The sequence below is a fragment of the Lentzea indica genome (assembly GCF_012184385.1).
Taxonomy (GTDB): domain Bacteria; phylum Actinomycetota; class Actinomycetes; order Mycobacteriales; family Pseudonocardiaceae; genus Lentzea; species Lentzea indica.
On sequence record NZ_VSRL01000020.1, the window covers coordinates 45,758 to 68,831 of the forward strand.

General features: G+C 68.4%; 18 protein-coding genes and 2 pseudogenes. 11 read left to right on the top strand and 9 right to left on the bottom strand.

The genetic code is table 11. The features are described from left to right. Positions 1 to 117 precede the first annotated feature (117 nt). Positions 118 to 2,318: pseudogene (gene helR, locus FXN61_RS08375) on the top strand (RNA polymerase recycling motor ATPase HelR). Between the two features lie 55 nt (positions 2,319 to 2,373). Here helR and FXN61_RS08380 read toward each other — a convergent pair. Continuing rightward, positions 2,374 to 3,273: a hypothetical protein gene (locus tag FXN61_RS08380; protein ID WP_167971879.1), complete on the bottom strand. Its 900-nt coding sequence runs from the start codon at positions 3,271 to 3,273 to the stop codon at positions 2,374 to 2,376. A gap of 101 nt (positions 3,274 to 3,374) precedes the next feature. Between FXN61_RS08380 and FXN61_RS08385 the strand changes: the two genes are divergently transcribed. Further along, entirely contained in the window at positions 3,375 to 4,148 is a 774-nt protein-coding gene (locus FXN61_RS08385; RefSeq protein ID WP_167971881.1) for an LppU/SCO3897 family protein, read from the top strand. Positions 4,149 to 4,202: 54 nt separating this feature from the next. Here the strand turns inward: FXN61_RS08385 and pdxS are convergent, their stop codons facing one another. Next, on the bottom strand, positions 4,203 to 5,096 hold the full coding sequence (pdxS, locus tag FXN61_RS08390; RefSeq protein WP_086667803.1) for a pyridoxal 5'-phosphate synthase lyase subunit PdxS: 894 nt from the start codon (positions 5,094 to 5,096) through the stop codon (positions 4,203 to 4,205). Positions 5,097 to 5,342: 246 nt separating this feature from the next. On the opposite strand from pdxS, the gene FXN61_RS08395 reads away from it, so the two are divergent. Then, a complete protein-coding gene (locus FXN61_RS08395; protein WP_167971884.1) occupies positions 5,343 to 7,400 on the top strand; it encodes an elongation factor G-like protein EF-G2 in 2,058 nt (685 codons plus the stop codon). Here FXN61_RS08395 and FXN61_RS08400 read toward each other — a convergent pair. From FXN61_RS08400 to FXN61_RS08410, 3 genes and pseudogenes are all read right to left on the bottom strand, one after another. Next, positions 7,355 to 7,993, bottom strand: a complete 639-nt coding sequence (locus FXN61_RS08400) for a class I SAM-dependent methyltransferase (RefSeq protein ID WP_167971886.1) — start codon at positions 7,991 to 7,993, stop codon at positions 7,355 to 7,357. The genes FXN61_RS08395 and FXN61_RS08400 overlap by 46 nt on opposite strands. 31 nt (positions 7,994 to 8,024) lie before the next feature. Next, positions 8,025 to 9,505, bottom strand: a pseudogene (locus FXN61_RS08405) (CoA-acylating methylmalonate-semialdehyde dehydrogenase). After that, the gene (locus tag FXN61_RS08410) at positions 9,502 to 10,785 is read right to left on the bottom strand and encodes an aspartate aminotransferase family protein (RefSeq protein WP_167971889.1); all 1,284 of its coding nucleotides are present in this window, start codon (positions 10,783 to 10,785) and stop codon (positions 9,502 to 9,504) included. The pseudogene FXN61_RS08405 and the gene FXN61_RS08410 overlap by 4 nt, the downstream one beginning before the upstream one ends. A gap of 108 nt (positions 10,786 to 10,893) precedes the next feature. Between FXN61_RS08410 and FXN61_RS08415 the strand changes: the two genes are divergently transcribed. Then, on the top strand, positions 10,894 to 12,495 hold the full coding sequence (locus FXN61_RS08415; RefSeq protein ID WP_167971891.1) for a PucR family transcriptional regulator: 1,602 nt from the start codon (positions 10,894 to 10,896) through the stop codon (positions 12,493 to 12,495). Between the two features lie 29 nt (positions 12,496 to 12,524). Here FXN61_RS08415 and FXN61_RS08420 read toward each other — a convergent pair whose 3' ends face one another. Further along, the gene (locus FXN61_RS08420) at positions 12,525 to 12,974 is read right to left on the bottom strand and encodes a hypothetical protein (RefSeq protein ID WP_167971893.1); all 450 of its coding nucleotides are present in this window, start codon (positions 12,972 to 12,974) and stop codon (positions 12,525 to 12,527) included. A 128-nt stretch (positions 12,975 to 13,102) separates the two neighbouring features. On the opposite strand from FXN61_RS08420, the gene FXN61_RS08425 reads away from it, so the two are divergent. The 3 genes from FXN61_RS08425 to FXN61_RS08435 are packed head-to-tail and all read left to right on the top strand — an operon-like array spanning position 13,103 to position 16,215. Next, the gene (locus tag FXN61_RS08425; protein WP_167971895.1) at positions 13,103 to 13,810 is read left to right on the top strand and encodes a MerR family transcriptional regulator; all 708 of its coding nucleotides are present in this window, start codon (positions 13,103 to 13,105) and stop codon (positions 13,808 to 13,810) included. A 17-nt stretch (positions 13,811 to 13,827) separates the two neighbouring features. Beyond that, complete coding sequence (locus tag FXN61_RS08430; RefSeq protein ID WP_167971897.1) at positions 13,828 to 14,436, top strand: class I SAM-dependent methyltransferase; 609 nt, start codon at positions 13,828 to 13,830, stop codon at positions 14,434 to 14,436. A gap of 51 nt (positions 14,437 to 14,487) precedes the next feature. Next, entirely contained in the window at positions 14,488 to 16,215 is a 1,728-nt protein-coding gene (locus FXN61_RS08435; RefSeq protein ID WP_167971899.1) for a hypothetical protein, read from the top strand. Here the strand turns inward: FXN61_RS08435 and FXN61_RS08440 are convergent. Beyond that, positions 16,110 to 16,490, bottom strand: coding sequence for an alpha/beta hydrolase (locus FXN61_RS08440; protein WP_167971901.1), 381 nt, complete (start codon positions 16,488 to 16,490; stop codon positions 16,110 to 16,112). The genes FXN61_RS08435 and FXN61_RS08440 overlap by 106 nt on opposite strands. Positions 16,491 to 16,921: 431 nt before the next feature. On the opposite strand from FXN61_RS08440, the gene FXN61_RS08445 reads away from it, so the two are divergent. The 4 genes from FXN61_RS08445 to FXN61_RS08460 are packed head-to-tail and all read left to right on the top strand — an operon-like array spanning position 16,922 to position 21,659. After that, complete coding sequence (locus FXN61_RS08445; RefSeq protein WP_167971903.1) at positions 16,922 to 18,430, top strand: NCS1 family nucleobase:cation symporter-1; 1,509 nt, start codon at positions 16,922 to 16,924, stop codon at positions 18,428 to 18,430. Further along, positions 18,427 to 19,269: a nitrilase-related carbon-nitrogen hydrolase gene (locus FXN61_RS08450; protein ID WP_167971905.1), complete on the top strand. Its 843-nt coding sequence runs from the start codon at positions 18,427 to 18,429 to the stop codon at positions 19,267 to 19,269. The genes FXN61_RS08445 and FXN61_RS08450 overlap by 4 nt, the downstream gene beginning before the upstream one ends. Next, positions 19,266 to 20,651, top strand: coding sequence for a dihydropyrimidinase (gene hydA, locus FXN61_RS08455; RefSeq protein ID WP_167971907.1), 1,386 nt, complete (start codon positions 19,266 to 19,268; stop codon positions 20,649 to 20,651). The genes FXN61_RS08450 and hydA overlap by 4 nt, the downstream gene beginning before the upstream one ends. A gap of 15 nt (positions 20,652 to 20,666) precedes the next feature. After that, the gene (locus tag FXN61_RS08460; RefSeq protein ID WP_167971909.1) at positions 20,667 to 21,659 is read left to right on the top strand and encodes a TIGR03842 family LLM class F420-dependent oxidoreductase; all 993 of its coding nucleotides are present in this window, start codon (positions 20,667 to 20,669) and stop codon (positions 21,657 to 21,659) included. A gap of 56 nt (positions 21,660 to 21,715) precedes the next feature. Here the strand turns inward: FXN61_RS08460 and FXN61_RS08465 are convergent, their stop codons facing one another. Together FXN61_RS08465 and FXN61_RS08470 are read right to left on the bottom strand one after the other, a co-directional pair. Next, positions 21,716 to 22,132, bottom strand: coding sequence for a hypothetical protein (locus FXN61_RS08465; protein WP_167971911.1), 417 nt, complete (start codon positions 22,130 to 22,132; stop codon positions 21,716 to 21,718). Positions 22,133 to 22,251: 119 nt separating this feature from the next. Further along, positions 22,252 to 23,074: NUDIX hydrolase (locus FXN61_RS08470; protein WP_167971913.1), on the bottom strand; the 823-nt coding region annotated here is incomplete at its 5' end.

Genomic DNA, 23,074 nt, shown 5'->3' on the forward strand with positions numbered 1-23,074 from the left:
ACTACACGGGCCCTACACGCGCTCCACACGAACGCGGTGGTCTTCGTCCCACTTAACCGTATAGCAGACAGGGGGCCTTGCCACAAGGCCCCGTCCATCGTTCACACTCATCGCCTCATGCCAGAACACAGGCGCACTGGGGAGCACGTGGGGTACGAAGAAGAACTGCAGTCCGAGCGTGAATACGTGGCCGGTCTCTACGCACGGCTCGATGCCGAACGCGCGCGCGTGAAGGCCGCGTACCAGTCAGCGCTGGGTGGCACCGGCGAAACCGCCATGGACCGGGACAACGAGGTGCGCGCACGGCACCGCGAGATGAAGCGCCTGAACGTGGCCGACTACGGCCTGTGCTTCGGCCGGTTGGACAGCGTCGACGGTGACGTGTCCTACATCGGCCGGATCGGCCTGTTCGACGAGGAGAACGAGTTCGAGCCGGCGCTGCTCGACTGGCGGGCACCGGCCGCGCGCCCGTTCTACACGGCCACCGGCGCCAACGCCGAGGGCATGAGCAGGCGTCGCCAGTTCCACACCCGCCGCCGCACTGTGGCGGGCTTCACGGACGAGGTGTTCGGCAGGCTCGGTGAGGAGCAGGGCGACGTCGCCTCCTCGAGGCGTTGAACGCGCCGCGCGGCGAGGGCATGCGCGACATCGTGGCGACCATCCAGTCCGAACAGGACGCGATCATCCGGCTCGACCACCCCGGCGTGCTGGTGATCGAGGGCGGTCCCGGCACCGGCAAGACCGTCGTGGCGCTGCACCGCGTCGCGTACCTGATGTACACGCAACGAGAGCGCATGGAACGGCACGGCGTGCTCGTCGTCGGCCCGAACCCGGCGTTCCTCAACCACATCGGCCGGGTGCTGCCGTCACTGGGCGAGTCCGACGTGGTGTTCTCGACCGCCGGCAGCCTCCTGCCCGGCCTCACCGTGACGGCGGAGGACACTCCCGACGTCGCGCGGCTCAAGGGTTCACTGAAGATGCTGGACGTGCTGAAAGCGGCCGTCGCGGACCGGCAGCCACTGCCTTCCGAGCCGATCCCGATCGCGATGAAGGACGTCGTCGTCCCGATCAACGTGGATGTCGCCGAGTGGGCCAGGCAGGAGGCGCGCGACAGCGGCCTGCCGCACAACGAGGCCCGCGCGGTGTTCCGCGAGATCATCACGTACGTCCTGACCGAGCGCGCGATCGGCCGGATCGGGAAGGGCTGGATGTCCCGGTCCGACAAGGTGGCCTGGGAGGAGATGCGTGCGGGCCTGACCAAGGACCTGGCCGACGACGAGACGTTCGTCCAGGTGATGGATTCCTTGTGGCCCTTGCTGACTCCGCAGTGGCTGCTGGGTCAGCTGTACTCGTCACCGGAACGGCTGGCCGCGGCAGGCGGCGACCCGTCGCTGCACCGCGCCGACGGCGAGGCCTGGACGGTCTCGGACGTGCCGTTGCTCGACGAGCTGCACGACCTGCTGGGCCGCGACGGCACCGAGCAGGCCGTCGACCAGGCCACCGCCGCCGAACGCAAGGCTGAGGCGCGCTACGCCGCCGAGGTGCTGGAAAGCATGGTCGGCCGCCAGGACCACATGGACGACGAGGACCACCTCTTCGCCACGGACATGCTGTTCGCCGAGGACCTGGCCGAGCGCTTCGAGGAGCACGACCAGCGCACGCTCGTCGAACGCGCTCTCGCGGACCGGAGCTGGACCTACCGGCACGTGGTGGTCGACGAGGCCCAGGAACTGTCCGAAATGGACTGGCGCGTGCTGATGCGCCGCTGCCCCGGCCGTTCCTTCACGGTGGTGGGCGACCTGGCGCAGCGTCGTTCGGCGGCGGGTGCCTCGTCGTGGGGCGAGATGCTGGAGCCGTACGTGCCGGGCCGCTGGGTGTACCGGTCTTTGACGGTCAACTACCGCACGCCCGCGGAGATCATGGCCGTCGCGGCACAGGTGCTCGCCGAGTTCGCGCCGGACGTGAAGGCTCCGGAATCGGTGCGCGCCAACGGTGTCCAGCCGTGGGCGCGGCAGGTGACCTCGGACGAGCTGCCCGAGGCGATCGAGGAGTTCGTGCGAGCGGAAGCGGCTTTCGAAGGAACGAGCGTCGTGATCGGGCCGCCCGGCGTGCCCGGCACGGTGCCGGCCTCCGAGACCAAGGGGCTGGAGTACGACTCGGTGCTCGTCGTTGCGCCAGAACGGATTCTGGCTGACGGGCCGCGTGGTGCGGCCGAGCTCTACGTGGCGCTGACCCGTGCCACGCAACGGCTCGGCGTGCTGCACCACGAGCCGTTGCCCGCCGCTTTGTCCGGTCTCGCGGAGACGGTGCGCACCTGAGCGCCGTTCGGCCTGACCCGTGGGCCGTCGCGCCCACGGGTCGGGTCGGCCGGTTTTACGACCGGCTGACGAACCTGACCAGGTAATCCCCGTTCCGGTGCGGTTGCGCACCGGGCGTCGCCGACCGTCCGTACACGGTGAACACGACGAACACCTTGTCTCTCTTGAGGGACACGGGCATGTCCACCGCCGTGGCGGCGCCGGTGCACTGCACCGTGCGCCGCCCGGAGTCCGGCGAGCTCGGGTCCTTGGCCTGCACCTCGACCTCGTCCTGTTCGTCGCACGTGATCTCGAACCGCAGCGAGGTCACGTCGGGCGGCACCGTCCACTGCTGCCCTTTCAGGTCTCCGGTGGTGATCCCGTCGGCCTCGGGGGCGGCCGCCAGCACGAACTCACGATCGAGCTCCTTGCGGAGGTGCGCGACCATCGAACGGGTCAAGCGCACCTCTGTCAGCCGCACCGGTTCGTGAGGCTCATAGATGAGCTTGTACCTCGGCGCCACCGTGTCGCCGTCGAGCAGCGAGAACTCGAGCGTCGCGTTGTCGCTGAACGAGGTGCCGTCCTGCCTGACCACCGTCCCAGCGCCGGGATGCCCGGCAGCGCACGCCGCCTCGCCGATCTCGAACGGCGTGCGCTCCCAACTCCCCGCCAGCCGGAATCCGGCGCCGCGCAGCATCGCGACGAAGTACGCGCACATGCTCGCCAGGTCGGCCGGGGGCCGTCCCAGGTAGAGGTCGGCCTCGTAGACCGCGGGCCGGTCAGGGCCGTCGGCGCACTCCCAGAAGTCGTGGCAGCCCTTGTCGAACCTGCCGCGCTCGGTGAGCAGCCGCGCCCCCGGCGGTAGTGGTGCTTTCGCCATCTCGGCCTCGACCGCCTGCCGCAGCCGTGTGATCTCCTCACCGCTGCGACCGCAGGCAGCGACACCGGCCAGCAGGACCACTACCAGGACAAACACGCGAACTCCCCGGTACATGAGCCGATCATGGCAGCAGGACGACCTCGGCGCCGGGGAAGGGAGCGACCGGTTAGGCTCGCGCGAAATCCTGGGGGAATCTGATGAGCACACCACCGAACGAACCCGAGCGCCCGAGACCCGAGTCCGCGGACCTGTACGGGCCGCCCAGCCCCGATCCGTTCTCCGCCTTCGCCGCGCCGCCGGAGCAGCCGCCACCGCCCGGCACGGGCACCGGCAGGCCCATCGGTGTGTACGACGTGCCGGAGCCGGTCATCCCCGTGGCACCGCACCGCGAGTCCGGCGCGGGAGTGAAGATCGTCATCGTGCTCGCGGTGTTCGCGCTGCTGCTGGGCGGCGTGATCTTCTGGTTGTCCACCAAGGACACCATCGACTTCGGCGGCAGCAGCGCGCCGACGTCGGCCACCGCTCGCACCACCACTCCGCCGACGACCACGTCGAAGCCGGCGCCGTTCGCGGAGGTCGGCGACTGCGTGCTGATGACCGGCAACGCGGCCCAGCCGGACTACAAGAAGGTTTCCTGCGGCGAGAACAACTACACGGTCAGCAAGGTCGCGTCGTCGTCGAGCGAGAAGTGCGGCGAGGTGGCGGACGGGTACGTCCAGTACGTCAAGTTCAGCGTGCTGGAGCGCGTGTCGGTCTGCCTGATCCCGGTGTTCGCCGACGGCCAGTGCTACGACTTCTCGCTCGCCCAGATCCAGGCCGCCGTCCCGAAGAAGGAGTGCGGGACCTTCGGGGTGGCACGGGTGAAGGTGCTCGCGAACACCGTGGACAAGGCCGCGTGCGGCCCGAACCCGTTGCTGGCGCTGGCGTACCCGGAGATCAAGACGACGTACTGCTTCACGCAGACCTCGTAGGAACGACGAAGGCGCACCGCTGCTGAGCGATGCGCCTTCGTTCGCGAGAGTTGCTTACCAGCCGCGCTCGGCCAGGCGGTGCGGCTCGGGGACGTCCTCGACGTTGATGCCGACCATGGCCTCGCCCAGGCCGCGCGAGACCTTGGCGATGACGTCCGGGTCGTCGTAGAAGGTCGTGGCCTTCACGATGGCCTCGGCGCGCTGGGCCGGGTTGCCGGACTTGAAGATGCCGGAACCGACGAACACACCCTCGGCGCCGAGCTGCATCATCATCGCGGCGTCGGCCGGGGTCGCGATGCCGCCGGCGGTGAACAGCACGACGGGGAGCTTGCCGTTCTGCGCGATCTCCTTCACGAGCTCGTACGGCGCCTGGAGCTCCTTGGCGGCCACGTACAGCTCGTCCTCGGGGAGGTTCTGCAGGCGGCGGATCTCCTGGCGGATCTTGCGCATGTGCGTGGTGGCGTTGGAGACGTCACCGGTGCCGGCCTCGCCCTTGGAGCGGATCATGGCCGCGCCCTCGGTGATGCGGCGCAGGGCCTCGCCGAGGTTCGTCGCACCGCACACGAAAGGCACGGTGAACGCCCACTTGTCGATGTGGTTGGCGTAGTCGGCCGGCGTCAGCACCTCGGACTCGTCGATGTAGTCGACACCGAGGGAGGCGAGGACCTGGGCCTCGACGAAGTGGCCGATGCGGGCCTTGGCCATCACGGGGATCGAGACGGCGTTGATGATCCCGTCGATCAGGTCGGGGTCGCTCATGCGCGCGACGCCGCCCTGGGCGCGGATGTCGGCGGGCACGCGCTCGAGGGCCATGACGGCGACGGCGCCCGCGTCCTCCGCGATCTTCGCCTGGGTGGCGTCGACCACGTCCATGATCACGCCACCCTTGAGCATCTCGGCCATGCCGCGCTTGACGCGGGCGGTACCCGTGACCTGATCAGTGCTCACCTGGGCAACCTTTCACGAGGGGAAGTCTTGGTGAACTCATCCTACGTCTGACGTGGCCCCCTCACCCAAGCCACTGGAGCCCGGAATCAGAAGGCCACTTCACGATCAACCGCAGGTCGTGACACGTGTCACGGCCGCATCAGGGGAACAGCCTCGTGAGCGCGGAGGCATCCACTCGGGTCTCCGCACTTGTACCCGGAGGTGAACGGGTGTGAGATCGAACACTACGACTTGACGGAGGTAGCAATGGGAAGCAAGCACTCCGACAACGGGACACCGGCAGGCGCGGTCGCTGTGGACGACCCGGCCAAGGTCCGCAACGTCGTGCTCGTCGGTCCGTCCGGCGCCGGCAAGACGACGCTCACCGAGGCCCTGCTCGCCGCCACCGGCGTGCTGACCCGCGCGGGGTCGGTCACCGAGGGCACGACCGTCTGCGATCACGACCCGGCAGCGGTGCGGCAACAACGATCGGTCGGCCTCGCTGTAGCGCCGATCCAGCACGGGGACATCAAGATCAATCTGATCGACACCCCCGGATACGTCGACTTCGTGGGTGAGCTCAGGGCAGGACTACGGGCCGCGGATGCGGCCCTTTTTGTTGTCAACGCTTTCGAGGGCGTCGACTCGGCCACCATCGCGCTGTGGGAGGAGTGCGCTCTCGTCGGCATGCCGCGTGCCGTCGTCATCACACGCACCGACCACCACCGTGCAGACGTCATGACCGAGGTCCTCGCGTGCCAGGCGGCTTTCGGCGCGGGTGTCGTGCCGCTGTACATGCAGGAGGGTGACCAGCTGGTCGGCCTGCTCACGTCCGGGGACAACTATCCCGACGAACGGGCCGCGCTGATCGAGGGGATCATCGCCGAGAGCGAGGACGAGACCCTCATGGACCGCTACCTGGCGGGCGAGGAGATCGACCAGGACACGCTGATCGCGGACCTGGAGACCGCCGTCGCACGCGGCTCCTTCCACCCGGTGATGCCCGTGTGCGCCGCGACCGGCATGGGCCTGACCGAACTGCTGGACGGCATCGCGCGCGCGTTCCCGTCACCACTGGAGCACGAGGTTCCCTCCGTGACGTCGGTTGACGGCATCCCCCAGCCCCGCATGGCCGCCGACCCGGACGGGCCACTCGTCGCCGAGGTGGTCCGCACCGCTGTGGACTCCTACGTCGGCCGCGTGTCGCTGGTCCGCGTCTTCTCCGGCACGCTGCGCCCCGAACGCCCCGTGCACGTGTCCGGCCACGGCATGGCCGACCGCGGCCACGAGGACCACGACGCGGACGAACGCGTGGCCCACATCTATTCGCCGATGGGCGCCAACCTGCGCGAGGTCCCGTACTGCGTCGCCGGCGACCTGTGCGCGCTGACCAAGCTGACCACCGCCGAGACCGGCGACACCGTGTCCGCCCCCGAAAAGCCGTTGCTGATGGCCCCGTGGGACATGCCGGAACCGCTGCTGCCCGTCGCGGTCGTGCCGCGCACCCGCAGCGACGAGGACAACCTGGCCCGCAACCTCAACCGTCTGGTCGCCAGCGACCCGACGCTGCGGCTGGACCGCAACGCCGAGACGCACCAGATGGTCCTGTGGTGCATGGGCGAGGCGCACGCGGACGTCGTGCTGGCCAGGCTGCGTGCCGGTGGCGCGGAGATCGACACCGAGCCTGTGCGCGTGCCGTTGCGGCAAACCTTTGCGGGGAGCGCGAAAGGTCACGGCCGACATGTGAAGCAATCTGGAGGTCACGGCCAGTACGCGGTGTGCGACATCGTCGTCGAACCACTCCCCCGCGGTTCCGGGTTCGAGTTCGTCGACAAGATCGTGGGTGGCGCGATCCCCAACCAGTTCATCCCGTCGGTGGAGAAGGGCGTGCGGGCACAGCTGGAGAAAGGCCTGCAGGACGGCACACCGGTGGTCGACGTCCGGGTGACGCTGGTCGACGGCAAGGCGCACTCGGTCGACTCGTCGGACGCGGCGTTCCAGACCGCGGGCGCGCTGGCGTTGAAGGAGGCCGCGTCCGCCGGGAGGACCACGTTGCTGGAGCCCATGGACGAGGTCGCGATCCGCCTGCCCGACGAGCACCTGGGCACGGTGCTGGGCGACCTGTCAGGACGGCGCGGGCGGGTGCTCGGGACCGAGGCCGACGAAGGCGGGCGGACGGTGATCAGGGCCGAGGTGCCTTCGTCCGAGCTGCTCAGGTACGCGATCGAGCTGCGCGCGATGACGTCGGGCACCGGGACGTTCACGCGCCGCTTCTCCCGCTACGACCCGCTGCCGGAGGCGCTGGCCGCCCGCGCGAGCAAGTAGGTCCGGTCGCTCGCGTGCTCCGCACGCGGGTCCGGAGCGCGGTCGAGGCGGGCCGTCACCGTGAGGCCCGCCTCCGCCAACGCCCGCGTCTCCACCTCGGGGTCGAGGAACCGGAAGGTCAGCTCGACGTCGTTCCCCCACCACTGCGTCAGCGTTCTCTCCTGACCTGATCGGGTATCCGCGTCGCGCACGTGGAACGCGACCAACGCGTGCCCGCCAGGTCGCAGCACCCGCGCGAACTCGGCGTAGGCCGCCGCGCGTTCCCCGGCGTCCAGGTGGATGACCGCGTACAGGCAGACGAGCGCCGACACCGAGTGGGAACGGAACGGCAACGCCGTCATGTCGCCGGCGCACACCGGTACCGAGGCGTGCGCGCACATCTGCGGTGACAGGTCGACGCCGACAACAGGCACTCGATCGGCGAGATAGGCCGCCACGTGGCCCGGTCCGCAGCCGACGTCGAGCACCGGGCCGTCCGCGAGCTCGGCCACCACGTCGAGCAGCGCACGGTCCAGCGGCTTCCCCGCGAGCTCATCGCCCAGTTCGGCGGCATAGCGCGCGGCCACGAGGTCGTAAGAGCGCCGGACGGTCATCGCGCCATCGTGGCATCCGCCCGGCGTTCGCTCACGTGTTCTGCGGGAAGCCCAGGTTCACGCCTCCGTGCGACGGGTCCAGCCACCGGGAGGTGATCACCTTCGAGCGGGTGAAGAAGTGCACGCCGTGCGGCCCGTACGCGTGCGCGTCGCCGAACAGCGATTCCTTCCAGCCGCCGAACGAGTAGTAGGCCACCGGCACCGGGATCGGCACGTTCACGCCGACCATGCCGACCTCGATCTCGTTCTGGAACCGGCGGGCCGCGCCGCCGTCGTTGGTGAAGATCGCGGTGCCGTTGCCGTAGCGGTTCACGTTCACCATCTCGACGGCTTCTTCGTAGGTGTCGCAGCGGACCACCGACAGCACCGGCCCGAAGATCTCGTCGGTGTAGATCGTCATGTCCGTGCCGACGTGGTCGAACAGCGTCGGCCCGAGCCAGAACCCGCTCGCCTCACCGTCGATGAGGTGGTCCCGTCCGTCCACGACCAGCGACGCGCCTGCCTGCACGCCAGCGTCCAAATAGGACGTGACCTTGTCCAGGTGCACGCCGGTGACGAGCGGTCCCATCTCGCTCGACGGCCCGGAACCGACCTTCACATCGGCGATCCGCGACTGGATCTTCTCCACGAGCGAGTCGCGACCGGGCCGACGGCCACGACCACCGAGATGGCCATGCACCGCTCCCCCGCCGAGCCGAACCCGGCGGACACAGCCGCGTCCGCAGCCAGGTCCAGATCCGCATCGGGCAGCACGACCATGTGGTTCTTCGCGCCGCCCAACGCCTGCACGCGCTTGCCGTGCGAGGTACCGGTCTCGTAGACGTACCGGGCGATCGGCGTGGAGCCGACGAACGAGATCGCCTTCACCGTCGGGTGTTCGAGCAGCCGGTCCACGGCCACCTTGTCGCCGTGCACGACGTTGAGCACGCCGTCCGGCAGCCCTGCCTCGGCGAACAGCTCGGCGATGAAGTTCGACGCCGACGGGTCCTTCTCCGAGGGCTTCAGCACGACCGTGTTGCCGCAGGCGATCGCCGTCGGGACGAACCACAGCGGCACCATCGCCGGGAAGTTGAACGGCGAGATCACGCCGACCACGCCCACCGGCTGCTGGATCGAGTAGACGTCCACGCGCGTCGACGCGTTCTCGCTGAAGCCGCCCTTGAGCAGCTGCGGGATCCCGCACGCGTACTCGACCGACTCCAGAGCGCGCTGGATCTCGCCACCCGCGTCGGACACCACCTTGCCGTGCTCCGCGGAGACGATCCGCGCAAGATCACCCTTGCGCGCGTTCAGCAGCTCGCGGAACTTGAACATCACCGTCGAGCGGTGCGCCAGCGACGCGTTGCGCCACGACGCAAACGCTTCCGCGGCCGCGGACACCGCCGCGTCCACTTCGGACACCGAGGCGAACGCGACCTGGTTCGCCACCTTGCCGGTCGTCGGGTCGTAGACGTCGCCGGACCGTTCGGGAGCGGCTTCCCAGTTCTTGCCGCCGATCCAGTGTTTGATCATGTCCGCTCCACCGCCTGCGTCAGGATGCCCAGAGCCTCTTCGAGCTCGTCCTCGGTCAGCGTCATCGGAGGCGCCAACCGGATCACGTTGCCGTACAAGCCACCCTTGCCGACGAGCAGACCGCGCGCCTTCGTCTCGCTCAGCACCGTGGCAGCGGCGCCGGGGTTCGGCTCGCCCTCGGGACCGACGAACTCGACGCCGACCATCAGGCCCTTGCCGCGCACGTCACCGATGACCGGGTGCTTCTCCGCGAGCTCGCGCAGGCCCCCGAGCAGCCGCGAGCCGAGCTTGGCCGCGTTGGCCTGCAGGTCGTGCTCGAGCAGGTAGTTCACCGTGGCCAGAGCGCCCGCGGTGGAGACGGGGTTGCCGCCGAACGTCGAGATCGAGTTGGCGTTGATCGCGTCCATCAGGTCGCCGCGCGCGACCACGCCGCCGATCGCGAGGCCGTTGCCGAGGCCCTTCGCGAACGTCATCGCGTCCGGCACCACGTCGTGCGCCTGGATGCCCCAGAAGTGCTCGCCGGTGCGGCCCCAGCCGGTCTGCACCTCGTCGGAGACGAAGAGGATCCCGTACTCGTCCAGGACGTCCTTGAACGCGCGGAACAGGCCGTCGGGCGGGGAGGTGAAGCCGCCGACGCCCTGGATCGGCTCGGCGATCATGCACGCGACGTCACCGGCCGTCGTGGTCTCGATGATCTCGCGCAGGTCGTCGACGCAGGCCTTGATGTAGTCCTTGTCGTCCATCGCCTTGAACGGCGAACGGTAGCGGTAGCCGCCGTGCACCCAGCTGACCTTGATCGGCGAGAGCGCCGACGCGGACCAGCCGCGGTTGCCGGTGATCGCAACCGTGGCGAACGCACGACCGTGGTAGCTGTTGCGCAGGGCCAGCACCTGCTCGCTGCGGCGGGCCGTCGTGGCGAGCATCAGCGCGGTCTCGTTGGCCTCGGTGCCGGAGTTGGTGAAGAACACCTTGGCGTCCGGAATGCCGGACAGCTCCGCGATCTTCTCGGCCAGCTCGACCTGCGACTTGATCAGGTACAGGGTCGAGCTGTGCAGGACGCCGGTGTCGAGCTGCGAACGGATGGCGTCGCTGATCTCCGCGACGTCGTAGCCGATGGCGTTGGTCAGGATGCCCGCGAAGAAGTCCAGGTAGGTCGTGCCCTCGCGGTCGGTGACCCGGCGCCCGCTCGCGCTCGCGATCTCGATGGGCTCGTCGTAGTAGAGGGCCAGCCACTTCGGCATCACCGCGCGGTGCCGTGCCAGCAGCTCTTTGTGGGCCATCTCGTCCTCCAGGGGTCTTACGCCTGACCTCGGAGTCTGGTGCCGCGCCGGGTTCGCCGCCATGCACAACGTGTACCTGGATCGGCTGTTTGGCATTACGTTGTGTCCATGTACCCGACCGTCGCCGAAGTCGTCGCTCTTCCGGTGATCCGGCAGGGAAAGCCGCGTTTGGTGGCCGGGTCGGCCGGACTGTCGCGCCGGGTGCGATGGGTGCATGTGGCGGAGATCGCAGACATCGCGCCGCTGCTGCGCGGTGGCGAGCTGGTGCTCACCACCGGTGTGATGCTGCCCGAGTCCGGCCTCGCCCGCTACGTCGAGGAACTGGCCGCCGTCGGCTGCGCCGGGCTGGTCGTCGAGCTGGGGCGGCGGTGGCGCGACGACGTGCCGGCCGCGCTGGTCACCGCGGCGGAACGGCATGGGTTACCGCTGGTCACGCTGTCCGAGGAGACGAAGTACGTGGCCGTCACCGAGGCGGTCGTGGGACTGATCGTGGACGCCCAGCTGGCCGAGCTGCGGGCCGCGGAGCAGGTGCACGAGACGTTCACGGCGCTGACGGTCGCCGGGGCCGAGCCCGCCGAGGTGCTGCGCGAGGTGGCGCGCACGTCCGGGCTGCCGGTCGTGCTGGAGACGCTGGGCCACGACGTGCTGGCCTACGACGCGGCAGGGCACGATCCGGTGGTCCTGCTGGACGACTGGGCGGCGCGCTCACGTGCCGTCACGGTGTCCGAGCGGACCGCCTACGACACCGCTTCCGGGTGGTTGATCACGATCGTCGGCGCACGCGGGGCGGACTGGGGACGGCTCGTGATGGTGTCGCCGGATCCCCCGCCGCACCGGCACGTGGTGGTCGCCGAGCGCGCCGCTTCCGCACTGGCCGTGCACCGATTGGTGGCGCGTGACCGGGAGTCGCTGGAACGGCAGACGCACCGGACGTTGCTCTCTCAGCTGCTGGGCCAGTCACCGCAGTCGCCCGATCTCGGTGCGCGGGCGGCGGCGCTGGGCGTGCCGCTCGAACGGCGGCAGCTGATCGGGGTGGCGGTCCGGCCAGTGTCCGTGCTCTCCGGGCTGTCCGGGCAAACACTTGCCACGCAAGAGGTTCTGCGTGATCTTGCCGAGGCGACGGCCTTGGCCGGGCGGCGCGTCACGGTCGCGGCGCTGGTCGGCGTCGTGGACGACACGTCGGTGCGGGCCCTGCTGTCGGTGCCGATGACCGTTGGCGTCGAAGGGGTGTTGCGCAAGGTCGCGCGCGAGATCCACCGCACGGCGGCGTCGACGGTGGTCATCGCCGTGGGGACGACCGTGACGTCCACAACGGACGTTCGCCGGTCGCTCGGTGAGGCCGCGCACGTGGCCGGTGCGGCGCTGCGGGCGCCGGGATCGCAGCTCTACCACCGGTTGGACGACGTGCGGTTGCGCGGCCTGCTGCACCTGCTGCGCGACGACGAGCGGGTGCGGGCGTTCGCGGACCGCGAGCTGGGGCCGTTGCTGGCGCGGGACTCCACGCAGGGCTCACGGCTGGTGGAGCTGCTGCGGTGCCTGTGCGAGAAGGGCGGCAACAAGTCGGCGGCCGCCGGTGCCGCGCACCTGTCACGGACCGCCTACTACCAGCAGCTGGCGCGGATCGAGCAGGTGCTCGGCGTCTCGCTGGAGGACCCGGAGTCCGTGCTCTCGCTGTACGTCGCGCTGCTGGTGCACGAAATGGGCCCGTGACGCGCACGGGCCCATTTTCAGCGTGACACTCAGCCGTTGATCGTCGGCAGGGTGCCCGACAGGACCGTCGGGTTCGGCACGACACCGTTGGTGGGCAGGTCGGACAGGCTCGGGGCCTTCAGGTCGCCGACGTTCGCGTTGCCGGCCAGACCCTCCGCGTTCGGCAGGCCGGGCAGGGTGCCGAGCTCGGGCGCGATCGGGTTCGGCACGGTGCGCTCCTGCGCGGCGGGAACCGCGGGAGCAGCGGGAACCGGCAGGTCGCTGGCCAGGGGAGCCTTGATCTGGCCGAGGTTGACGGCGCCGGCCGACTCGAGCGGGTTCGCGTGCTCGGTGGCGTCGGAGATCACCTTGTCCGCGCCGACCTCGGGAAGGCCACCGTTCAGCTGCGGCACCTCCACGGCGTTGGCCGAGCCCGCGAGCAGCGGGGCCGCACCGGCGGCGAGGAGGGCGGCGGCGCGGAACAGTCCGGAACGAGACACAGTTTTCCTCAATCTGGTTTTGGGGACCGATCTTTGTTCTCATCGGCGCTTTCGGTACGCGTATTGATCCGCTCGATCGGGTGTTCAGGGCTTGAACCTCACGCCACGGGAGGTCCTACGGTCGTGACGTGACCCGTTGGAGCATCGGTGACCTGGCCAAAGCGAGCGGACTGACCGTCCGCGCGCTGTACCACTACGACGAGATCGGACTGGTCGTCGCGTCCGAGCGCACGGCATCCGGTCACCGTCGGTACACACCGGACGACGTCCGGCGCCTCTATCAGGTGAGATCGCTACGGCAGCTCGGCCTGTCGCTTGACGAGATCCGATCGGCACTGTCCCGATCGGACTCGCTGCGGCCGATCTTCGAAGCCCAGCTCGCCGCGCTGACCGCGCAGGCCCACCAGGTGGAGGCACTGCGGTCGCGGCTCACCGCACTGCTCGACGGGCACACCACCGAGTCACTTCTGTCCACTTTGGAGATGATGTCCGTGTACGAGAGCTACTTCACCGCCGACCAGCTCACCGATCTGCGGTCCCGCGCGGCCGCGATGGGACCAGAGGCCGTGGAGGCGCTGAAGGCCTCCTGGCTGGAGCTGGTGAAGCAGTTGCGGCAGCACATGGCCGACGGCACGCCCGCCTCCGACCCGCGCGTCGTCGAGCTGTCGCGGCAGTGGGACGCGCTCGGCGCCAAGTTCACCGGTGACGACCCGGCGATCAAGGCGGCGGCGCAGCGGTCGTGGGAGGAGAACAAGACGTCGATCAGCACGCAGATCGGGTGGCCTGCCGACAACGGCCTGGTCGAGTACGTAAGTCAGGCGCGCGCTGCCCGTTGAGGTGAAAAAGTGTCGTCATGTCCGCTGATGACGACACCCGCCGACTGCAAGCCGCCAACCCGACCGGTTGGTTCGAAGATCTCTACGCGGAGGCCGACGCCGGCACGGCTTCCGTCCCGTGGGACCAGCCCCATCCGCAACCGCACCTCGTCGAGTGGGCTTCCGGAGTCGACGGCACGGGTCGTCGCGCTCTGGTAGTGGGCTGCGGGTACGGCCGCGACTCGGAGTTCCTGGCCTCGCTGGGGTTCGAGGTCACCGCGTTCGACATCTCCCCCACCGCGATCGCCGCCGTCCGCGCGCGCTATCCAGACTCGAAGGTCTCGTACGTCGTCGCCGACCTGCTCACCCCGCCGGCCGAGTGGCACCACGCCTTCGACCTGGTCGTGGAAAACATGACCGTGCAGGCGCTGCCCGTCGACCTGCACGCTCAGGCCACCGAACGCGTGGCTTGGCTGACCGGCTCAACGCTGCTGGTCCTGGCCGTCGCCCGCGAGGAGGGCCCGGTCCCGGACGGCCCGCCGTGGCCGCTCACGCCGTCGGAGATCATGGCCTTCGAGACGGACGGCTTGCAGGCGCGCAAGGTGCGCCGCGACGAGTTCCGCTGGACCGCGGAATTCGTACGCTAAGTGGCCATGAACTGACCACTTATGCCGGACCTGCGCCGAATAGCGTGAATCATGCTCGTTCGTCGGCTGATCGCCCGCCTGCTCGACTGGCTCCTGGTGCTGGTCGTGGCGTGGCCGTTGGCTCACGAACCCGTGCTGGTGGTGCTCTGTGCGGCCGTGTACGACGCTCTGCTGCTGCGTGTGAACACCCTCGGCAAGGCCCTGACGGGGCTGCGGGTCGTGGGCCCCGCGTCCGGCCTCAGCCTCCGACGGGTGCTGGCTCGCACGCTCATCACGACCGCGCTGCCCGGCGCGGGCGCGGTGCTCGTGCTGACCGGTCTGGGCTTGCGGGAGCGCGCTGATGGCGGGCCTCGGCTGGCAACAGCCGTGGGTCGTCATCGGCGAGCACCTCGCCGTGGGGTCGGCCGGATGGCTCGCCTCGCTTCTGCTGGTGGTGGGGCTGGTGCTGCTGGTGCTTTCCGCGGTGGAGGCTTTGGATTTGCGCGGGACGCGGACATGGCACGACCGTCGCGCGGGCACGGCCGTGGTGCGGCTCAAGGTGGCAGACTCGCGCCGGTGAGCAACGAGGTCGAGGAGAACCACGGCAACGTGGTCCAGGCGCGCGAAGTCGGTTCCGTTCACATCGCCGCGCCCGTCCCGCCGACCACCGCTCTGAACGGCTTGCCGCCGTGCTCCTCGTTCTTCTGCGGCCGTGACTCCGAACTGGCCGAACTCGCCGAGCACAGGGTCGTGGTGGTGTCCGGGCTCGGCGGAATCGGCAAGACCGAGCTGGTGTTGCGGTTCGCGGAGGACAACGACTTCCCCGGCGGGCGCCTGTTCTGGAACTTCCACGGGTACGACGCCTCAAAGCGAACAGGTCCCTCTCAGGCTCTCGCTTCCTTCCTGCGCGCCCTGGGTGTCACGGAAGTCCCGCCCGCGGAAGCGGACATGGCCATGCTGTACCGGTCGCTGGTCTCCGTTCGCGATCCGATGCTGATCGTGCTGGACAACGTCAGCACCGCCGCGCAGATCCGCGCGCTGATGGTCGCGAAGCACCACGTCGTCGTCACGAGCCGCCACCTGCTCACCGGGCTGGACGCGCACCAGCTCGAACTCCGAGTCCTGCCCGAACCCGACGCGGAACGCATCACGGGCGACGCCGAGATCGCGAAGTTGTGCGGCCGGCTGCCCCTCGCGCTGCAGATCATGTCGGCGCTGCGGAAGACCGATCCCGGTCACAGCTGGGCCGAGGAGCTTCGCGAGGTGCGTCTGAACCTGCTCCGGCACGACGACCTCGACGTTCGGGCCGTGTTCGACCTCTCCTACCGAGCACTCACCCTTGAACAGCGACGGTTCTTCCGGCTGGTGGCGATGCACCGGCTCAACGTCATCACCGCCGAGACCGCGGCCGCCTTCGCCGCGGTCTCAGTCACGGAGGCGCGGACACGACTCCGGGAGTTGCGGGTCGTCCATCTGCTGGAGCAGGACAGCAAGTTCCACGATCTCATCCAAGACTTCGCCGACGAGCAGCGAGACCGAGAAGACACGGTGCAAGACGTCATTGCCGCAGGTGAGCGGTACATCGGACGCTGCGGGCACGACAGATCGCCTGACTGGAGGATCCTGGTCTGGGCTTCCATAACCAAGCTCTCTGGCGCCGGCCACGTTGACTCCAACGCACGCACACAGGCGATTCAGCCGTACCTACCCCACCTGAACCTGGAGTTCTTCGAGTCGCTCGGGAAAGCCACACGAATACCGATGAACTGCAACGCCTCCTGCAGCACCCGCCGCCAGTAGCCGTCGTCGTGCGCGCCGTGCTCGGACGAGCCGACCGCACCGACCTTGTTCGCGAGCTCCCGCGCCGCGTCGTGGAACGGATCCTCCTGCCCGCACCAGATGCCCACCGGTGACCGGATGCTGGAGGTGTCCTGCAACGGTTCGTGCCGCTCCCACACCTCACGGGAGGCGAACCCGTTGATCCGCTCGGCGTCCCCAGGTCGGAAACACCCCCTGATCTCGATCACAGCGTCGAGCGATCCGGCGGGGATGTCCAACACGCCGAAAACGACCATCCGCGCGCCTACTGCGCGAGCTGACTGGCCAAGGGCAGCGCCCAGCCAACCTGGTAGCCCTCACCACCATTGATCACCGCACACCGGGTCGTCGCGCGTCGAGAAGCCGCTGTAGCCCCAGGTCCTGCCACGTGCATGGGGGCACGCCTAGGGCGTCGACATCGCTGGTACGGGGCGGCAACCCACCGGGGGTCCGGGGGCTTGCCCCCGGCTGGGGGTCTGGGGGCTCGGCCCCCAGAAGACACGGCGGAAGAGACCGGCTGACGCTTTCCGTCAGCAGACCTCTCCCATCTCTGGAGCACAGAATGTGCGCGGATCATGACAAGCGTGGACACTCTGACACTGCCACACCTGCGACAGCGGACCCAGGATTCACCGATGGAAACCGACCGCGTTTGCCGTGTTTCAGCAGCGTAACAGGGGGTTGAACGATGGCAGTCGAGTCCTCACCGCCCCAGGTCACACCAGATGGCCGCGTCGAGCTGAGCGACGTGCGTCCCATCGAGGACAGCAGGTTCTTCAACCCCGAGCTCGCGCCCGTGCCTGTCGAGCAGCGGACGTGGACGACCTACAACTTCTTCGCGCTGTGGATGGGCATGGCGCACAACATTCCCAGTTACACGCTGGCGGCGAGCCTGATCGCGCTGGGCATGGACTGGGTTCAGGCGTTCCTCACGATCACGCTGGGCAACCTGATCGTGCTGGTTCCCATGCTGCTCAACAGCCACGCCGGCACGAAGTACGGCATCCCGTTTCCCGTGTTCGCCCGCGCGTTCTACGGCATCCGCGGCGCGAATCTTGTTGCGCTGCTGAGGGCGTTCATCGCGTGTGCCTGGTTCGGCATCCAGACGTGGGTCGGCGGCAAGGCGCTGCACGTGATCGTCGGCCGGCTGGCGGGTGACGGGTGGACCAAAGCGTCCGTTGTGGGCGGTCAGCCGTGGACGTTGTGGTTGTGCTTCTTCGGTTTCTGGGTCGTGCAGATGCTCGTGATCTGGCGCGGCATGGACGCCATCCGGCGGTTCGAGAACTGGACGGCGCCGCTGGTCAGCATCGGGTTCCTGATCCTGCTGGGCTACGTGCTGGTGAAGGCGGGCGGCTTCGGGCCGATCCTGCACACCGGCAGCAAGCTCGGCTGGGGGCCTGACTTCTGGAAGGTCTTCTTCCCCTCGCTGATGGGCATGATCGCGTTCTGGTCGACGCTGAGCCTGAACATGCCGGACTTCACGCGGTTCGGCGGCAGCCAGAAGAAGCAGGCCACCGGGCAGATCCTCGGTCTGCCGACCACGATGTCGTTCATCGCGATCGTGGCGATCCTGACCACGTCCGGCGCGCAGGCGTTGTACGGCGAGGCGATCTGGGACCCCGCGGATCTCGCGTCCCGCTTCGACAGCACGATCCTCGTCATCATCGCGTTGATCTCGCTGGTGCTGGCCACCATCTCGGCGAACCTCGCGGCGAACGTCGTGAGTCCGTCCTACGACTTCTCGAACGCGTTCCCCAAGCGCATCACGTTCGCGATGGGCGGCCTGATCACCGGTGTGATCGGCATCCTGATCCAGCCGTGGCGGCTGATCTCCGACCCCGGCATCTACATCTTCGCGTGGCTCGGGTTCTACGGCGGCCTGCTCGCTTCGGTGGCGGGTGTGTTCGTCGCCGGGTACTGGGTGATCAAGAAGACCCGGCTGGAGCTGGCCGATCTCTACCTGGACGGCCGGGGCGCGTACTGGTTCAACGGCGGCTGGAACTGGCGTGCCGTCCTGGCGACTCTCGTGGGCTCCGTGCTCGCGGTCGGTGGCGCCTACGGTGGACCGTTTCCGGTGGATGGCCTGATTCCGTTCCTCAAGCCGCTCTACGACTACAACTGGGTGATCGGCTTCGCGGCCGGTTTCCTGGTTTTCCTTGCTCTCAAGGAGAACACCGCAAAGGAGATGACCAGGTGAGCAACATCATCCGGGCTGCGCTCGTCCAGCAGAAGTGGACGGGCGACAAGGAGTCGATGATCGCGAACGCGGTCGAGCACATCCGCAGCGCCGCGTCGCAGGGCGCGCAGGTGTTGTGTCTCCAGGAGCTCTTCTACGGCCCGTACTTCTGCCAGGTTCAGGACGCGGACTACTACTCCTACACCGAGGCGATCCCGGACGGCCCCACCACGGAGCTGATGCAGGAAGTCGCCGCGCAGAACAACATCGTGCTCATCGTGCCGATGTACGAGCAGGAGCAGCCGGGCATCTACTACAACACCGCGGCCGTGATCGACGCGGACGGCACCTACCTCGGCAAGTACCGCAAGAACCACATCCCTCAGGTCAAGGGCTTCTGGGAGAAGTTCTACTTCAAGCCGGGCAACCTCGGTTACCCCGTGTTCGACACCGCGGTGGGCCGGATCGGCGTCTACATCTGCTACGAACGCCACTTCCCTGAAGGCTGGCGTGCGCTCGGCCTGGCCGGCGCGAAGATCGTGTTCAACCCGTCCGCGACGTCCAGGTCCCTGTCCGAGTACCTGTGGCGGCTGGAGCAGCCGGCCGCGGCCGTCGCGAACGAGTACTTCGTCGGCGCGATCAATCGCGTGGGCGTGGAACCTCTGGGAGACAACGAGTTCTACGGTCAGACGTACTTCGTCTCTCCCCGTGGCCAGCTGGTCGGTGAAGCGGCTTCCGACACCGAGGAGGAACTGGTCGTGCGCGACCTGGACCTCGACCTGCTGACCGAGGTGCGGGACACGTGGGCGTTCTACCGCGACCGCCGCCCCGACACCTACGAGGGCCTGGTGACGCCATGAGCACTCTCATCCGCAACGGCCTGGTCATCAACGCGACCGGCTCGCACGCGGCCGACGTGCTGATCGAGGGCGAGCACATCGCCGCCATCGTGACGCCGGGTTTCGACGTGCAGGCCGACGAAGTCATCGACGCCGCGGGGAAGTACGTGATCCCGGGCGGGATCGACGTGCACACCCACATGGAGATGCCGTTCGGCGGCACCCAGTCCGCGGACACGTTCGAGACCGGCACGACCGCGGCGGCGTGGGGCGGCACCACCACGATCGTCGACTTCGCCGTGCAGCCCAAGGGAAGCTCACTGCTGTCCACCATGGACAAGTGGCACAGCAAGGCCGACGGCAACTGCGCGATCGACTACGGCTTCCACATGATCATCTCCGACGTGACCGACGAGTCGCTGAAGGAGATGGAGTCGTGCATCGCTCAGGGCGTGAACAGCTTCAAGATGTTCATGGCCTACCCCGGCGTCTTCTACGCCACGGACGGCGAGATCCTGCGCGCCATGCAGAAGGCCCGCGAGACCGGCGCCACGATCATGATGCACGCCGAGAACGGCATCGCGATCGACCAGCTCGTCGCGCAGGCTCTGGCTTCCGGGCTGGGTGACCCGGTCCAGCACGGCCTGACCCGCCCGCCCGAGCTGGAGGGCGAGGCCACCTCGCGCGCCATCCAGCTCGCGAAGGTGACCGGTTCTCCGTTGTACATCGTGCACCTGTCTGCCGCACAAGCACTTGACGCGGTGACCGCCGCACGGGACACGGGCCAGAACGTGTTCGCCGAGACGTGCCCGCAGTACCTGTACCTGTCGCTGGAGGACCTGGCCAGGCCGGGCTTCGAGGGCGCGAAGTACGTGGCGTCGCCTCCGTTGCGCCCCAAGGAACACCAGTCGTCGTTGTGGCGCGGGCTCAGGACCAACGACCTTTCCGTGGTGAGCACCGACCACTGCCCGTTCTGCTTCAAGGACCAGAAGCAGCTGGGGCTCGGCGACTTCTCCAAGATCCCCAACGGCATGCCCGGCGTCGAGCACCGCGTCGACCTGCTGCACCAGGGCGTCGTGAAGGGCGAGATCACCCGCGAACGCTGGGTCGAGATCGCCTCCACGACCCCGGCGCGAATGTTCGGCATGTACCCGCGCAAGGGCGTGATCGCACCGGGCGCCGACGCGGACGTCGTGATCTACGACCCCGCCGCCACGCAGACGATCTCCTCCGAAACCCACCACATGGCCGTGGACTACTCGGCCTACGAGGGCTTCGAGGTCACCGGCAAGGTGGACACGGTGTTCTCCCGCGGCCGCAAGGTGATCGCCGACGGTGCCTACCACGGCTCGACGGGTCACGGCCGTTTCGTGTCCCGCGACCTCAACCAGTACCTCGTCTGAGAAAGGGCGTCATCCGTGGACTTCGGCATCGTGCTGCAGACCGACCCGCCGGCGCGGGACGTGGTGGAAGGCCTCCGCGCCGCCGAGGACTGCGGCTTCCGCTACGGCTGGACGTTCGACTCCTGCGTGCTGTGGCAGGAGCCGTTCGTCATCTACTCGCAGGTGCTCGCCGCCACCCGCGACCTGATCATCGGCCCCATGGTCACCAACCCGTCCACCCGTGACTGGTCGGTGACGGCATCGCTGTTCGCGACGCTGAACGACATGTTCGGCAACCGCACGGTCTGCGGCATCGGCCGGGGCGACTCGGCCCGCCGCGTGATCGGCCAGAAGCCGGCGTCCCTGTCGACCTTGGGCACCGCGATGCACGTGATCAAGGAACTGGCCGAGGGACGTGAGGTCGAGCACCACGGCACTCCGGTGCAGATTCCGTGGGTGCGCAACGGAAAGCTCGAAATCTGGATGGCCGCGTACGGTCCGCGGGCGTTGAAGATGGTCGGCGAGCAGGCCGACGGCTTCATCCTGCAGACCGCCGACCCGGACATCGCCCGGTGGACGATCGGGTCGGTCCGGGAGGCTGCGGTCGCCGCCGGGCGTGACCCTTCGGCGATCACGATGTGCGTGGCGGCACCGGCCTACGTCGGGACTGATCTCTCCCATCAGCGGGATCAGTTGCGCTGGTTCGGTGGCATGGTCGGCAACCACGTGGCGGATCTCGTTGCGCGGTACGGGGATTCGGGCGTCGTGCCCAAGGCCCTGACCGACTACATCAAGGACCGCGAGGGCTACGACTACTCCCACCACGGCAAAGCGGGCAACCGCTCGACCGACTTCGTGCCGGACGCGATCGTGGACCGCTTCTGCCTCGTGGGGCCGGAGTCGGCGCACATCGAGCGGTTGCAGGAGCTGAAGGAGATCGGCGTCGACAACTTCGCTCTGTATTTGATGCACGACGAGAAGGACAAGACGCGCGACGCCTACGGCTCCTCGGTGATCCCGGCGGTGTAGGCGGCCGTCGTGAGCCTCCTGGGGTTTGGCCGCCGTGCGGCCAAACCCCAGTCGCGTCAGCTGAAGTTCGGGTTGCTGAACGCCTGGGAGTCGCACTCGGGGATGAACGTGTCACGGCAGACGTAGATCACGATCCGCCGGATGCCCTCGATGTCGCTGGCGTGGACGTCGTCCCAGGACGCCTCCGAGTTGCAGCCGCCGTGGTGGAACCGCTCGCTGCCCGTCCAGCGGTTGTCGACGTCGATGTACCAGAACACCGGCTGGTCGTCGCAGGCCAGGTCACGCAGGTGTGCCCTGGGGATGTTGAACTTGCTCCTGCTCTGCCAGTCGATCGAGCCCCAGGCGCGCGCGTGCCGCGTGCCGTTGGACTCGTAGATGTTGTAGTCGGTAGCCGCTTGCGCGGGCGAGATGCCAATGCCTACCAGCAGGGTGACAGACGCCAGGGTGGCCAGCGCCTTGGTGAACAAACGCACCTGATTGCTCCCTCCGAGAGTCACCCGTTCGGGTGACCCGAAAGGATCATGCACAAAGATCCATCAAGATCCAATACATCGCGCGGAATCGTGATCATCGTCCACAAGAGACGGACGACCTACCGGACCGTGCGGGTCCGGCCGTCCCACTCCGCGGTGAGAGAGGGCAGGAGCTCGGCCAGCTGCGCCGGGTACACGGCGTCCTCGGTGGCCGCCAGTTCCTCCGCGCTCCACCACCGGTAGCCGGACACGGTGGCGTTCTCGACGTCGTTGAACCCCGACGTGTCAACGGAAAGCCCGTCGACGGACGCGTAGAAGAACCACTCCTCCGCGTCGAAGGTCTCCCCGTCGAAGCTGAACACCGCGCGCCGACGCCAAACCGGGCCGATCAGCGACTCCGGCGCAAGCTTCACGCCGGTCTCCTCGAAGGCCTCGCGGACGGCCGCGTCCCGCAGTTCTTCGCCGTTCTCGACGCCGCCGCCGACGGTGAACCAGAAGAACTCCTGCGGCCGGGCCGGGTCGAAGCCCTGGAACAGCAGCACGCGGCCCGCACCATCGGTCAGAACAACACGAGCCGACGGACGCGGCGTGAGCATCACGGCGTCGGACGGGGCGGTGGGCTCGGCGATCTCGAAGTACGACGGTTGCGGTGCGGTGCCGGACAAACGCAACCACCTCACCACCCGGCGACGACGTTGCAAGAGCGTGTCGCGCACGGCGTCGTTGTGCACGCGGCGGGCCAGCACGACTCGTTCTTCGGCGTCGGCCAGCTCGAAAGCCAAAGCAGGCGCCAAAGCAGAGCGGTCCACGACGCCCAGCAGGCCCGAAAGTTCGTTCTCGGCAAGCTCGCGCTCGGAGCGCGAAGCCGATTCGGCGCGGGAAGCCGCGGCGGACAGTGCGGGGTCGAGCAAGGCGCGCACCACGACGGCGCGGCGGGCCAGG